We start from the raw sequence: 13,005 nt of genomic DNA on the forward strand, positions 1-13,005 counted from the left end.
GGTGCGGTGCGGCGGGGTCAGCGGGCGCGGTTCAGGCTCTGGAGGGCCGCGCGCAGCAGGGCGGGGACGGACGGCTCGCCGCCCTGTGCGGCCGCCTCCTCCGCCCGGGGGGTGACGGCCGTGACGGCGCGCTCGGCCTCCCGCTGGGCGTACCCGAGACCCGTGAGGGCGTCGAGGAGTGCCTCGTTCCACGGGGGCGGGGCGCTGGCCGCCGGCGCGGCCGGGCGGGCGGCGCCGGTCGGCGGGCCGAGCCGGTCCTTCAGGTCGAGGAGGAGTTTCTGCGCGCCCTTCTTGCCGATGCCGGGGACGGCGGTGAGGGCCTTCTCGTCGCCGGCGGCGACGGCGCGGCGCAGCGCGTCGGGGCTGTGGACGGCCAGCATGGCCTGGGCGAGGCGGGGGCCGACGCCGCTCGCGGTCTGCAGCAGCTCGAACACCTGGCGCTCGTCCTCGTCGGCGAAGCCGTAGAGGGTGAGGGAGTCCTCGCGGACGACGAGGGAGGTGGCGAGCCGGGCGGGCTCCCCCGCGCGGAGGCCGGCGAGCGTGGCCGGGGTGCACTGGACGGCGATGCCGATCCCGCCGACCTCGACGACGGCCGTGTCGGGGGCGAGGGCGGCGACCGGTCCCTGGACGAAGGCGATCATGACGGGAGGATGCCCTTCGGTGCGGTGGCGGGGGCGCCGCGGCGCGCGGCGGCGTGGGCCTGCTGGAGGCGGGAGACGGCCGGGGCGCGCCAGATGTGGCAGATGGCGAGGGCCAGGGCGTCGGCCGCGTCCGCCGGCTTCGGGGGCGCGTCCAGCCGCAGGAGGCGGGTGACCATGGCGCCGACCTGGGCCTTGTCGGCGCGGCCTGAACCGGTGACGGCGGCCTTGACCTCGCTCGGCGTGTGCAGGGCGACGGGCAGGCCGCGCCGGGCGGCGCACAGCATGGCGACGGCGCTGGCCTGGGCCGTGCCCATGACGGTGCGGACGTTGTGCTGGCTGAAGACGCGCTCCACGGCGACGACCTCGGGCCGGTGGGTGTCGAGCCACTGCTCGATGCCCTCCTCGACCAGCACGAGCCGCCGGGCCGCGTCCAGTTCGGCGGGGGTGCGGACCACCCCGACTCCGGCCATGCGCAGCCGGCGGCCCGGAAGGCCGTCGACCACGCCCACGCCGCAGCGTGTCAGCCCGGGGTCCACGCCCAGTACCCGCACGACGGCCTCCCTCGCTCACCGGGCACGACCCCGGTGGCCGGCCCGCCGGGCAGGCTACCGCCCGCCACTGACAAGCCCGCGCAGCCGGCCGGCACGGCGGCCCGGCGCGGCCGCCTCCCGGATCAGGCCTCGACCTTGGCCATGACCTCGTCGCTCACGTCGAAGTTGGCGAAGACGTTCTGCACGTCGTCGCTGTCCTCCAGCGCGTCGATGAGGCGGAAGATCTTGCGGGCGCCGTCCTCGTCCAGCTCGACCTGCATGGTGGGCAGGAAGCCGGCCTCGGCCGAGTCGTAGTCGATGCCGGCGTCCTGGAGCGCGGTGCGCACGGCGACGAGGTCGCCCGCCTCGCTGACGACCTCGAACGTCTCACCGAGGTCGTTGACCTCCTCGGCGCCCGCGTCGAGGACGGCGCCGAGGACGTCGTCCTCGCTCAGGCCGGCCTTCGGGACGATGACGACGCCCTTGCGGTTGAAGAGGTAGGAGACGGAGCCGGGGTCGGCCATGGAGCCGCCGTTGCGGGTCATGGCGACGCGGACGTCGGAGGCGGCGCGGTTGCGGTTGTCCGTGAGGCACTCGATCAGGACGGCGACGCCGTTGGGGCCGTAGCCCTCGTAGGTGACCGACTGGTAGTCGGCGCCGCCCGCCTCGAGACCGGCACCGCGCTTGACGGCGCGGTCGATGTTCGTGTTGGGGACGGAGCTCTTCTTGGCCTTCTGGATGGCGTCGAAGAGCGTGGGGTTGCCGTCCGGGTCTCCGCCGCCGGTGCGGGCGGCGACCTCGATGTTCTTGATCAGCTTCGCGAACAGCTTGCCGCGCTTGGCATCGATCACGGCCTTCTTGTGCTTGGTGGTTGCCCACTTGGAGTGGCCGGACACAGCGCTGCTCCTTCGATGTCACCCAGATTTCAACCGACGTGGTGATCCTACCGGCAGCCCGCTACCGGGCGTCACGCACCGTCCGTGCGCGGCGCCGCCGCACGCACCATCGCCACGAACAGCGCGTGGACGCGGTGGTCCCCGGTCAGTTCGGGATGGAACGCGGTGGCGAGCAGGGAGCCCTGCCGCACGGCAACGGGGTGGCCGTCGACGGAGGCCAGGACCTCGGCCGCAGCGCCGGTGGACTCCACCCAGGGGGCACGGATGAAGACGCCGTCGACGGGGCCGCCGGGGACGCCGGCGACCTCCACGGCGGCCTCGAACGACTCGTTCTGGCGGCCGAAGGCGTTGCGCCGGACGATCATGTCGATGCCGCCGACGGTCTCCTGGCCCGAGCGCGGGTCGAGGATCTTGTCGGCCAGCATGATCATGCCGGCGCAGGAGCCGTAGACGGGCAGGCCGGCGCGGACCCGCTCGCGCAGCGGGTCCATGAGCCCGAAGACGGCGGCGAGCTTGGACATGGTGGTCGACTCGCCGCCCGGGATGACCAGGCCGTCGACGGCGGCCAGTTCATCGGGCCTGCGGACGGGCCGGGCGGCCGCGCCGGCGGCGGCCAGCGCGGCCAGGTGCTCCCGGACGTCGCCCTGCAGGGCGAGGACTCCGATCACCGGCCGTGCCGGCTCGCCGGCGGCGGTGGGGGTGGTGGCGGGTTCGGTCACGGGTGCGGAACGCTTCCCTTCTCGGTGCCGTGCTTCTGGTCGGGGTGCGCCGCGTCCGGCCACCGGGGCGATGGCGCCCGGGTCACCAGCCGCGGGACGCGTACCGCTCGCCCTCGGGGAGGACATCGATGTTGATGCCGACCATGGCCTCGCCGAGGCCGCGCGAGACGTCCGCGACGACCTTCGGGTCGTCGTAGAAGGTGGTCGCCTTGACGATCGCGGAGGCGCGCTTGGCCGGGTCGCCGGACTTGAAGATGCCGGAGCCGACGAAGACGCCCTCGGCGCCGAGCTGGCGCATCAGCGCGGCGTCGGCGGGCGTGGCGACGCCGCCGGCGGAGAACAGCACGACGGGCAGCTTGCCCAGCTCGGCGACCTCGCGGACCAGCTCGTAGGGGGCGCGCAGCTCCTTGGCCGCGGCGTACAGCTCGTGGTTGTCGAGGCTCCGCAGCCGGCCGATGTCACCGCGGATCTGCCGCATGTGGCGCACGGCCTCGACGACGTTGCCGGTGCCGGCCTCGCCCTTGGAGCGGATCATCGCCGCGCCCTCGGCGATGCGGCGCAGGGCCTCGCCGAGGTTGGTCGCGCCGCAGACGAAGGGGGTCGTGAAGGACCACTTGTCGGTGTGGTTGACCTCGTCGGCGGGGGTGAGGACCTCGGACTCGTCGATGTAGTCGACGCCGAGGGCCTGGAGGACCTGGGCCTCCACGAGGTGGCCGATGCGGGACTTGGCCATCACCGGGATGGAGACGGCCTCGATGATGCCGTCGATCATGTCCGGGTCGGACATGCGGGCGACGCCGCCGTCCTTGCGGATGTCGGCGGGGACGCGCTCCAGGGCCATGACGGCCACGGCGCCGGCGTCCTCGGCGATCCTCGCCTGCTCGGGGGTGACGACGTCCATGATCACACCGCCCTTGAGCTGCTCGGCCATGCCGCGCTTGACGCGGGCGGTACCGGTCTCGGGGGTCTGCGGGGTGCTGGGGGACGTGCTCACGGATGCGACCTCACTGGACGAGTGCTCAACAAGTGCTGACGGTGGGCGCCGTCGCGCCGGACGGAACGGGCGGAAGCGCCATGACGGACAACCCTGTCCATCGTAATCCTGTTCGGAGGCGTCCCGAGGGGGCCGGGAGGCCACTCCCCCAGGGAACCGCGGGACCGGCCCCCGGGGAAAGAGCCAATCGTCCCTCAGTGGCCCGCTTCGCCGCCGTCCCGCGTGCCGTTGTCCCCGGGCACGCCGTCCCCGGCAGCGGCGGACGGCCCGGCCGGCGGGGTGCCGTGCCCCGCCGCGTACGCGACCAGCACGGGCGGCGGCTCGTCGTCCATCTCGAACGCCAGGGGGAACGGCGCGTGCCCCGCCAGCCGGAACCAGCGGACCATCCGGTGCCGCCGCACGGCCCGCGCCGACCGCACCGCGTCGTTGTGGAACCTGCGGGCCATCGGCACCCGCCGCACGGCGGCCGCGAGTTCGTCAGCCCCGTCGCGGCCGCCCGGCGCCTCCCGCACGACGCGGAGCTGCCCGCCGTCCCCGAGGACCGCGCGCAGGGCCTGGCTCAGCTCGCTCTCGGCGACCTCGCGCTCCTCGTCCCTGGCGAGCCGGGCCGCGTGGGCCGCCTGGTACAGGACCATCGAGGCGGCCGGGTCGAGGACGCCGGCGGTGGCCAGCTCCTGCGCGATCGAGGCACGCCGCAGGAGCTGCGCGTCGAGCGCAGCCCGGGCGGCGTCGATCCGGGCGTGCAGGCGGTCGAGGCGGCCGGCGGTCCAGCTCAGATAGACCGCGGCGAGGACGAGCACGGCGGCGATCCAGATGACGGTGGTCACGCCGGGTCACCCTAGCGGTCAGTCGCGCGCGAACCCGAACCGGCCCGGCCGCGCGGCCCGCTCGTCCGGGGCCACCGCGCCGGCGCCCGCGGTCACCGTCTCGTAGACGGCGAGGATGTCGGCGCCGACCGTCGCCCAGTCGAACCGGCGGACGTGCGCGCTGCCCCGCGCGCGCAGCCCGGTCAGGCGCTCCGGGTCGGCGAGCAGCGCCACCGCGGCGTCGGCGAGGGCGTCGGCGTCCTCGTTCGGGAAGAGGGCGCCCGCCGCTCCCCCGTCCAGGACCTGCGCGAACGCGTCCAGGTCGCTGGCCAGCACGGCGGCACCCGCCGACATCGCCTCGACCAGGATGATCCCGAAGCTCTCGCCGCCGGTGTTGGGCGCGACATAGAGGTCGACGCTGCGCAGCAGCCGCGCCTTGTCCTCGTCGCTGACCATGCCGAGGAACTCCACCCGCTCCCGCGCCGCCGGCGGCAGCCCCTCGACGGCCTCCTCCGTGTCGCCGCGGCCGGCGACGAGGAGCCGGACGCCGGGGCGCGCGGCGAGGATGCGGGGCAGTGCCCGCATCAGCACGGGCAGCCCCTTGCGCGGCTCGTCGATCCGGCCGATGAAGCCGATCGTGTCGCCCTGCCACTCCGGGCGCGGCTCCGCCCGCGCGAAGAAGTCGACGTCGACACCGTTCGGGATGACGACGGCGTCACCGCCCAGGTGTTCCACGAGGGTGCGGCGGGCGTACTCGCTCACCGCGACCCGGGCGCTGATCTTCTCCAGCGCCGGCTGGAGGATCGGGTAGGCCGCGACCATGGCGCGGGAGCGCGGGTTGGACGTGTGGAACGTCGCGACGATCGGGCCGCGCGCCGCCCAGCAGGTGAGCAGGGACAGCGACGGGGTGGCCGGCTCGTGGATGTGGAGCACGTCGAAGTCGCCCTCGTGCACCCAGCGGCGGACCCGGGCGGCGGACAGGAAGCCGAACGTGAGCCGCGCCACGGACCCGTTGTACGGCACGGGGACGGCACGGCCGGCGCTCACCACGTACGCGGGCAGGGGGGTCTCGTCGTCGGCCGGCGCGAGGACGGACACGTCGTGCCCGAGGCGGATGAGGTGCTCCGCCAGGTCGCGCACGTGGAACTGCACGCCTCCTGGGACGTCCCAGGAGTACGGGCAGACGATGCCGATCCTCATGCGGTGCCGCCTTCCGGAGTCATCGGGCGGAGGACGCGGGGGCGTCGCCCGGCCACAGCCGCTGGAGCATGTGCCAGTCCTGGGGGTGCTGCGCGATGCCCTCGGCGAAACGGTCGGCTAGCGCCTGCGTCATGACGGCGGTGCGCTCGGCGCGCGTCCCCGTCTCCGGCACGGGCACGGCCGGGTGGACCCGCCCCCGCATGAGCGGCGGGGCGTCGTACCAGAGGGTGGCGGGCAGCAGCAGGGCGCCGGTCTGCTGCGCGAGCAGGGCGGGTCCCGCCGGCATGCGGGCGGTGGCGCCGAAGAACGACACCTCGACGCCGGAGCGCGTCAGGTCGCGGTCGGCGACGAGGCAGACCAGGCCGCCGGCCCGCAGCCGCCGCGCGAGGCTGCCGAACGACGAGCCGCCGGTGTGCGGCAGGACCTCCATGCCGAGGCCCTCGCGGTAGGCGACGAACCGGTCGTACAGCGTCTCGGGCCGCAGGCGCTCCGCGACGGTGGCGAACGGGGTGCGCAGCGCGGTGACGACCCAGGCGCCGGCGAGGTCCCAGTTGGCCATGTGCGGGAGGGCGAGGACGACACCCCGGCCCGAGGCGAGCGCCTCGGTCACGAGGTGGATGTCCTCTATGACGCAGGAGGTCCTTATGCGCTCGGGTCCGTACACCGGCAGCCGGAACGACTCGATCCAGTAGCGCAGGTAGCTGCGCATGCCGGCCCGGGACAGGGCGCGCAGGCGCTCCGGTGTCGGGTCGGGGACGACTCGGGCGAGGTTGGCCTCGAGCTGCCGTACGCCCCGGCCCGACCGCCGCCAGGCGGCGTCGGCGGCAGCGCGGCCCAGGGCGTGCGCGGCCGGCTCGGGGAGACGTTTGACGGCGGCCCAGCCGGAACCGTAGAGCGCGTCGGAGAGGCGTTCCCTCATGCGGGGCCGCTTCCCCGTTCCGCAGCCGCGCGGGCGGCCTCGGCGGCGTCGGCCTCGGCCGCCTCGCGGCGCACGGTCACGACCCGCTGGACGAGGGTGACGAAGCTGCCGGCGGCCACCACCCACAGGGCGATGGGCAGGAGCACGCCGATGTGCGGCACGTCGAAGGTGCGCTCCCAGCCGGCGAAGCCCGCGAGGACGAGGGTGATGACGAGCCGTTCGGCGCGCTCCACGAGACCGTTGACGGCGACCGGCATGCCGATGCTCTCGCCCCTGGCCTTGGTGTAGGAGACGACCTGGCCGCTGGCGAGGCAGAAGAGGGTGACGGCGCACAGGACCTCGTTGTCACCGCCGCCCGCGTACCACAGGGCGATGCCGGAGAAGATCGCCGCGTCGGCGACCCGGTCGAGCGTCGAGTCGAGGAACGCGCCCCACCGGCTGGAGGTGCCGATCTGACGCGCCATGTTGCCGTCGACGAGGTCGGAGAAGACGAACAGCGTGATCACGACCGTGCCCCAGAAGAACTCGCCCCGGGGGAAGAAGACCAGCGCGCCCGCCATGACTCCGGCCGTCCCGACCAGGGTGACCATGTCGGGGGTCACCCGCAGGCGGATCAGCAGCGCGGCGAATGGCGTGAGGACACGCGTGAAAAAGGCACGCGCGTACTTGTTGAGCATGTCCTTCCCAGGGGGTCGGGGCGGGCCGCGGCGGTCGGGCGGCCATCAGGAGGCCCCATCGTAGTCACGTGGGCGGCCGGTCCGTGCGGCGGCCGGTGGGCGGTGCTCCGGGGCACGCCGGGGGCGCGTGGGGCGGATGACGCGGGGCGGGCGGGGTGGCTCCGGGGAAGTTTGGCCGGAGATGGTCCGCTCACGGGGTGCGCGGGGCGCCGCGCCGCTAGGCTTGCGGCCGTTCAGGTGTGCCCGGCGCGCGAGGAGGGAAGTGCCCCCTCAGCGGCCGGTGTTCGGCGGCGGTCCGAGAGCTGGGGGTGTCCGATGGCGGGTCTGAGCGGCCCGGGGAACGGGGCGGGGTTCGAGTTCGACCTCGGGATCGGCGCGCAGGTCCCGCTGTCCGGGGCGGGCAGCGGGATGCCGGGCCTGTCGAACGCGATCGCCTCCGTGTCCTACCGGGACTGGGCGCCGGAGCGGATCAAGGAGCCGAACGACGCGGCCGACGTGAAGACGGGCAAGTTCTCCCTCCTGGAGCCGAACCTCGGCGAGGCGTTCACCCGCGCCGTGGAGACGCGGATGCTGGCGGACGGCCGCAAGCCGCTCGTCCAGTCCTTCGGGATCGAGCCGCGGACGGTCGTCGAGCACGCGCTGAACGCCAAGCGGATCCGGCGGCAGCGCGACCGCAGGCTCACCGCGCTGATGATCGTGTTCGGGGTGCTGTTCCTGCCGGGCGTCGCCGTGTGGCTCGGGCTGTTCCAGCTCCGGCGGACGTTCGCCGGGTCGCAGGGGCGGCGCGCGGGCGCCCTCGGGTCCCTGCTGCTGGCGATGATCGCGGTGCTCGCGGTCGTCGCGGTCCTGCGGGCGCCGGTGGACGGGGTGCTGCGGCTGTACCTGTGGGCCGTCCTGCCCGCCCCCGTGCTGGGCTGGCTGTGGGCGCGCCAGATCTGCGAGCGCACCGCCGTGAACCTGCGCGCGCACTGGACCGACCTGCTCGGCGGCGGCGGTGCGGGCGCGCGCATCCCGGAGGCCGTCCCGCAGAACCCGAACGACGCCGAGGCCGAGCGCGTGCGCGTGGGGCTCGCGAAGCTGGCGGCCGAGCAGCGCAGCAACCTCGTCCACTACGCCGGTCCCAAGGGGATACTCGGCATGGGCGTGCGCTGGGGGAGCTGGCAGCTCGCGGAGGAGCTGCGGCCCAAGGACCCGGGCCGGGAGATCGATCCCTTCCGCGCGTGGGACGTGGCGCGGGCGATCGGGGAGCAGCTCCAGCTTCTGGAGCGGGGGCCGCTGCACACCGGCGGGTTCAAGGCGCCCTCGATAGTGCACTGGATCGTCCGGCACGTGGGCGAGGGCGCCGGTGAGGTGTCCCGGCCCGACGGCCCCACGGCCGACGGCTACAGCTTCAACTCGCTGGAGGTCCAGCGCATCTGCAACGAGCAGCAGTACGACAAGGGCGACCGGCACTACGTGGGCGCGCAGTTCGTGCTGTGGGAGGGCGAGCTGGTCATCACCATGATGATCTCGGTGACGGTCCTCCACCACACCCTGCGGATCGAGGTGACGGGGCACGCGCTCGGGCCGCTCGACGGCTGGTTCCGCAAGGGTCCCGACACGGAGACGAAGGAGATCAGGGACCCGCTGCGGCCTTGGAAGGTGACGAAGAAGCCGGTGCCGCTCGTGAAACCGCGCGAGGTGGTGCGGCTGGCGGCCAGGGCGCCGCTGACGTGGTTCCCCGCCCGGCTGGACAAGCTCGGCGGCACGATCGCCCTGCCCGAGCCGCTCGGCCTGCGGCACACGTGGGCGACGAAGCCGTGGCGGCACCGCTTCATGGTGGACGACGTGCTGCGGACGGCCACACCGGTCCTGCGGGTCGCGCACGCGGCGGCGATAAAGGTCCTCGCCGAGCACGGCGTGGAGGTCGCGCCGTTCGACAGCAGGGCGCAGGCGCTGAGCGGTCAGGTCGAGGCGGCCGAGCCGCGCCACGCGGACGAGTACAACATGTGAGCCGGCCGCCGGTCCCGGTCCCCCGCGGGCCGGGGCCGTGCGGCGTCCGGTCAGACGGGCCAGGCGGCGGCGAGCATCCGCCGGGTGTCGGCGAGGAGCTGCGGCAGCACCCGGGTGTTGCCGACGACCGGCATGAAGTTGGCGTCGCCTCCCCAGCGGGGCACGACGTGCTGGTGCAGGTGCGGGGCGATGCCGGCGCCGGCGGCGGTGCCCTGGTTCAGGCCGATGTTGAAGCCGTGGGCGCCGGAGGCGGTGCGGATCGCCGTCATGGCCCGCTTGGTCAGCTCGGCCAGCTCCGCCGTCTCCTCACCGGTCAGCTCGGTGTAGTCCGCGACATGGCGGTAGGGCACGACCAGCAGGTGGCCGCCGTTGTACGGGTAGAGGTTGAGCACGGCGTAGACGGCCGAGCCGCGCGCCACGACGAGCCCGTCCTCGTCGCTCTTCCCCGGGATCGCGCAGAACGGGCAGCCGTCGCCCGCGTCCGGGCCGGTGGGCTTTCCCTCGCCCTGGATGTACGCCATGCGGTGGGGGGTCCACAGGCGCTGGAACGCGTCCGGCGTCCCGACTCCGATCTGCTGTTCCGGCTCGCTGCTCATGGGCGCCAGCATATGGCGTGCCCGCCCCCGCCACGGGCGGTGCCCCGGGGCGCGGACGGGTCGTCCGCGCCCCGGGCGCCGGTCAGACCTGGACGCGGGAGGCGACGGCCTCGGCGATCTCGCGGAGCGCCTCGTCGCGCGGGACGCCGTTCTTCTGGGAGCCGTCGCGGTAGCGGAAGCTGACGGCGCCCTTCGCCACGTCGTCGTCGCCCGCGATCACCATGAAGGGGATCTTGGCCTTCTGGGCGTTGCGGATCTTCTTCTGCATGCGGTCGGACGACGCGTCCACCTCGACCCGCAGCCCCTGGGCCTTCGCCTCGGCGGCGAACTCCTGGAGGTAGGGGACGTGGGTGTCGCCGATCGGGATGCCGACCGCCTGCACCGGGGCGAGCCACGGCGGGAAGACACCGGCGTAGTGCTCCAGCAGGACGGCGAAGAACCGCTCGATCGAGCCGAACAGCGCGCGGTGGATCATGACGGGCTGCTGCCGCGAGCCGTCGGCCGCGGTGTACTCCAGCTCGAAGCGCTTGGGCTGCTGGAAGTCGACCTGGATCGTGGACATCTGCCAGCTCCGCCCGATGGCGTCCCTGGCCTGCACGGAGATCTTCGGACCGTAGTACGCGGCGCCGCCGGGGTCGAGGACGAGTTCGAGACCCTGCTTGCCGGCCGCCTGGCGCAGCACCTCGGTGGCCTCCGCCCACTCCTCCGGCTCACCGATGAACTTGTCGCTGTCGCCCCGGGTGGACAGCTCCAGGTAGAAGTCGGAGAGGCCGTAGTCCCGCAGGAGGCCGAGGACGAAGGTGAGGAGCGCGTCCAGCTCGTCCGGCATCTGCTCCTTGGTGCAGTAGATGTGGGAGTCGTCCTGGGTGAACCCGCGGGTCCTGGTGAGGCCGTGGACGACACCGGACTTCTCGTACCGGTAGACCGTGCCGAACTCGAACAGCCGCAGCGGCAATTCCCGGTAGGACCGCCCGCGCGCCCGGAAAATCAGGTTGTGCATCGGGCAGTTCATGGCCTTCAGGTAATAATCCTGGCCTTCGAATTCCATGGGCGGGAACATGGATTCGTCGTAGTTCGGCAGGTGGCCGGAGATTTCGAAGAGACGCCGCTTGCTGATGTGCGGCGTGTTGACGAATTCGTATCCCGATTCCTCGTGGCGGCGGCGCGAGTAGTCCTCCATCACGCGGCGCACCGTGCCGCCCTTGGGGTGGAAGACGGCCAGGCCCGAGCCCAGCTCCTCGGGAATGGAGAAGAGGTCAAGCTCCGTGCCGAGGCGGCGGTGGTCGCGCTTCTCCGCCTCGGCGAGGAACGCGAGGTGCGCCTTCAGTTCGTCCTTCGACGGCCAGGCAGTGCCGTAGATGCGCTGGAGCTGCGGGTTGCGCTCGCTGCCGCGCCAGTACGCGGCGGCGCTGCGCATCAGCTTGAACGCCGGGATGAGCCGGGTGCTCGGCAGGTGCGGCCCGCGGCACAGGTCCTTCCAGCAGGTCTCGCCGGTCTTCGGGTCGAGGTTGTCGTAGATGGTGAGTTCGCCGGCGCCGACCTCGGCGCCCGCGCCCTCGGCCGCGTCGGCGGCGGCGCCCTTGAGGCCGATCAGCTCCAGCTTGTAGGGCTCGGCCGCGAGTTCGGCGCGGGCCTCGTCGTCGCCGACGACGCGGCGGGAGAAGCGCTGGCCCTGCTTCTGGATCTGCTGCATCCGCTTCTCGATGCGGGCGAGGTCCTCCGGGTTGAACGGCTCGGGGACGTCGAAGTCGTAGTAGAACCCGTCCTTGATGGGCGGGCCGATGCCGAGCCTGGCCTCGGGGAAGAGCTCCTGCACCGCCTGGGCCATGACGTGCGCGGTGGAGTGGCGCAGGATGTCGAGCCCGTCCTGCGAGGCGAGGGTGACGGGCTCGATCTCGTCCCCGTCGGCGAGCTCACGGGTCAGGTCCCGCAGGGCGCCCGCGACGCGGACGGCGACGACGGAGCGGTCGTCCTCGAAGAGCGCGGCGGCCGTAGTGCCCGTGGTCACCACGCGTTCTTCCCGCTCGGAATCGCGTTGGATGATCACACGGATGTCTGCCACCGGTCTCTCCTGACATGTGTCTCGGCCCGGCCCCTGCCGGGCGCGGCGCGGCGCCGGCCGCGCAGTTCCGCATCGTACCGAGGCGGCGGGGGCGGAAGCGAAGCGGCGGCGGGCGGCGGGCACGACGACGGCGGCCCGCCGTCACGGAGTCCGTGACGGCGGGCCGCCGGTGTGCCGGTGGGCGATACTGGGATCGAACCAGTGACCTCTTCGGTGTGAACGAAGCGCTCTCCCGCTGAGCTAATCGCCCCTGTGAGCTTGCGCCTTGCGGCACGGGAAGAACCATACAGGGCAGGTCAGCTCTCTTCCAAATGCGCACCCAGCCAGGCCCGCAGACCGCGCTCCCCCGAGCGCATCATGCGGGCGTGGTTGGCCCGCAGGAGCGGGCGCGCGGCGGCGGGGAGACGGCGCAGGAGCGGGTGGCGCAGGGCGGTGTCCTGGTCGAAGCGGACGAGCGTGCGGCCCTCCGCGGCGGTGAGGGTCCACCGCAGGAAACCGTCGAGGTCGCCGGAGAGGCCGATCTCCAGGATGCCCGCGGCGGGCTCGCGGCGCGCGGCGGCCACATCGACGCGCAGCGTCACGGGCAGGGCCGAGCGGAAGGCGCAGTGGCCGCTGTCGGGGCCGGTCGGGACGACCCGCCGCACCTCGCGCCACCACCGCGGATAGCTCTGCGGACACTCGAGCACCGCCCGGACCGTTTCCCGCGGCGCCGGCAGCGACCAGACGGTGGAGAACCGGTAACGGGCCTGCCCCGCGTTCGCGCCCATGACGATCTCCATTTCTCCCTCCCGGCGCCCTTCCGGAAGCGCCGTCCGCCGCACACCGTCGGTGCTATATCGGTTGTTCTGCTTCGCCCATTTGAATGAGATTACCCCCCGCATTCGGGGCGGAGGAGTTTGGAACCGATGGGTAGGTGGCATGTCGATTTCGCCGACGTGCGAATCCCCGAGCGCACACTGAGCGAAAGGCCCTG

Annotated in this window: 13 protein-coding genes and 1 tRNA gene; 1 reads left to right on the top strand and 13 read right to left on the bottom strand. The window is 73.3% G+C overall.

What is annotated here, in order from left to right; all coding sequences use genetic code 11:
• Window positions 1-17: 17 nt before the first annotated feature.
• The 9 genes from ruvA to pgsA all read right to left on the bottom strand — a co-directional run bounded on the left by ruvA (window position 18) and on the right by pgsA (window position 7,382).
• Complete coding sequence (gene ruvA, locus EMA09_RS02385) at window positions 18-641, bottom strand: Holliday junction branch migration protein RuvA (protein WP_129838418.1); 624 nt, start codon at window positions 639-641, stop codon at window positions 18-20.
• Window positions 638-1,192 carry a crossover junction endodeoxyribonuclease RuvC gene (ruvC, locus tag EMA09_RS02390; RefSeq protein ID WP_129838420.1) on the bottom strand — a complete coding sequence of 185 codons (555 nt, stop codon included), beginning with the start codon at window positions 1,190-1,192 and terminating at the stop codon, window positions 638-640. Before ruvC ends, ruvA begins: the two co-directional genes overlap by 4 nt.
• Window positions 1,193-1,314: 122 nt before the next feature.
• Complete coding sequence (locus EMA09_RS02395) at window positions 1,315-2,067, bottom strand: YebC/PmpR family DNA-binding transcriptional regulator (protein WP_129838422.1); 753 nt, start codon at window positions 2,065-2,067, stop codon at window positions 1,315-1,317.
• A 71-nt stretch (window positions 2,068-2,138) separates the two neighbouring features.
• Window positions 2,139-2,786, bottom strand: a complete 648-nt coding sequence (gene pdxT / locus EMA09_RS02400; protein ID WP_240796199.1) for a pyridoxal 5'-phosphate synthase glutaminase subunit PdxT — start codon at window positions 2,784-2,786, stop codon at window positions 2,139-2,141.
• Window positions 2,787-2,868: 82 nt separating this feature from the next.
• A complete protein-coding gene (gene pdxS / locus EMA09_RS02405) occupies window positions 2,869-3,780 on the bottom strand; it encodes a pyridoxal 5'-phosphate synthase lyase subunit PdxS (RefSeq protein ID WP_129838426.1) in 912 nt (303 codons plus the stop codon).
• A gap of 194 nt (window positions 3,781-3,974) precedes the next feature.
• On the bottom strand, window positions 3,975-4,607 hold the full coding sequence (locus EMA09_RS02410; RefSeq protein ID WP_240796200.1) for a hypothetical protein: 633 nt from the start codon (window positions 4,605-4,607) through the stop codon (window positions 3,975-3,977).
• Window positions 4,608-4,625: 18 nt separating this feature from the next.
• Window positions 4,626-5,786: a glycosyltransferase family 4 protein gene (locus tag EMA09_RS02415; RefSeq protein ID WP_129838428.1), complete on the bottom strand. Its 1,161-nt coding sequence runs from the start codon at window positions 5,784-5,786 to the stop codon at window positions 4,626-4,628.
• A 19-nt stretch (window positions 5,787-5,805) separates the two neighbouring features.
• A complete protein-coding gene (locus tag EMA09_RS02420; RefSeq protein WP_129838430.1) occupies window positions 5,806-6,705 on the bottom strand; it encodes a phosphatidylinositol mannoside acyltransferase in 900 nt (299 codons plus the stop codon).
• Window positions 6,702-7,382, bottom strand: coding sequence for a phosphatidylinositol phosphate synthase (pgsA, locus tag EMA09_RS02425; RefSeq protein ID WP_129838432.1), 681 nt, complete (start codon window positions 7,380-7,382; stop codon window positions 6,702-6,704). Before pgsA ends, EMA09_RS02420 begins: the two co-directional genes overlap by 4 nt.
• A gap of 315 nt (window positions 7,383-7,697) precedes the next feature.
• On the opposite strand from pgsA, the gene EMA09_RS02430 reads away from it, so the two are divergent.
• Complete coding sequence (locus tag EMA09_RS02430; RefSeq protein WP_129838434.1) at window positions 7,698-9,374, top strand: hypothetical protein; 1,677 nt, start codon at window positions 7,698-7,700, stop codon at window positions 9,372-9,374.
• Between the two features lie 50 nt (window positions 9,375-9,424).
• Here the strand turns inward: EMA09_RS02430 and EMA09_RS02435 are convergent, their stop codons facing one another.
• From EMA09_RS02435 to EMA09_RS02450, 4 genes are all read right to left on the bottom strand, one after another.
• Complete coding sequence (locus EMA09_RS02435) at window positions 9,425-9,982, bottom strand: HIT domain-containing protein (RefSeq protein WP_129838436.1); 558 nt, start codon at window positions 9,980-9,982, stop codon at window positions 9,425-9,427.
• 70 nt (window positions 9,983-10,052) lie between these two features.
• Window positions 10,053-12,032, bottom strand: a complete 1,980-nt coding sequence (thrS, locus tag EMA09_RS02440) for a threonine--tRNA ligase (RefSeq protein WP_129838438.1) — start codon at window positions 12,030-12,032, stop codon at window positions 10,053-10,055.
• Window positions 12,033-12,210: 178 nt separating this feature from the next.
• Window positions 12,211-12,282 (bottom strand) — tRNA-Val (locus EMA09_RS02445).
• 46 nt (window positions 12,283-12,328) lie between these two features.
• Window positions 12,329-12,811, bottom strand: coding sequence for an SRPBCC family protein (locus tag EMA09_RS02450; protein ID WP_129838440.1), 483 nt, complete (start codon window positions 12,809-12,811; stop codon window positions 12,329-12,331).
• Window positions 12,812-13,005: the final 194 nt, after the last annotated feature.

The sequence above is a fragment of the Streptomyces sp. RFCAC02 genome, from assembly GCF_004193175.1.
In the GTDB taxonomy this organism is placed as follows: Bacteria; Actinomycetota; Actinomycetes; order Streptomycetales; family Streptomycetaceae; genus Streptomyces.

Bases quoted from the DNA above. Each gene is read 5' to 3' on its own strand.
- ruvA (WP_129838418.1), bottom strand. From the start codon at position 641: ATGATCGCCTTCGTCCAGGGACCGGTCGCCGCCCTCGCCCCCGACACG.
- EMA09_RS02415 (WP_129838428.1), bottom strand. From the start codon at position 5,786: ATGAGGATCGGCATCGTCTGCCCGTACTCCTGGGACGTCCCAGGAGGC.
- EMA09_RS02420 (WP_129838430.1), bottom strand. From the start codon at position 6,705: ATGAGGGAACGCCTCTCCGACGCGCTCTACGGTTCCGGCTGGGCCGCC.
- pgsA (WP_129838432.1), bottom strand. From the start codon at position 7,382: ATGCTCAACAAGTACGCGCGTGCCTTTTTCACGCGTGTCCTCACGCCA.
- EMA09_RS02430 (WP_129838434.1), top strand. From the start codon at position 7,698: ATGGCGGGTCTGAGCGGCCCGGGGAACGGGGCGGGGTTCGAGTTCGAC.
- EMA09_RS02435 (WP_129838436.1), bottom strand. From the start codon at position 9,982: ATGCTGGCGCCCATGAGCAGCGAGCCGGAACAGCAGATCGGAGTCGGG.
- EMA09_RS02450 (WP_129838440.1), bottom strand. From the start codon at position 12,811: ATGGAGATCGTCATGGGCGCGAACGCGGGGCAGGCCCGTTACCGGTTC.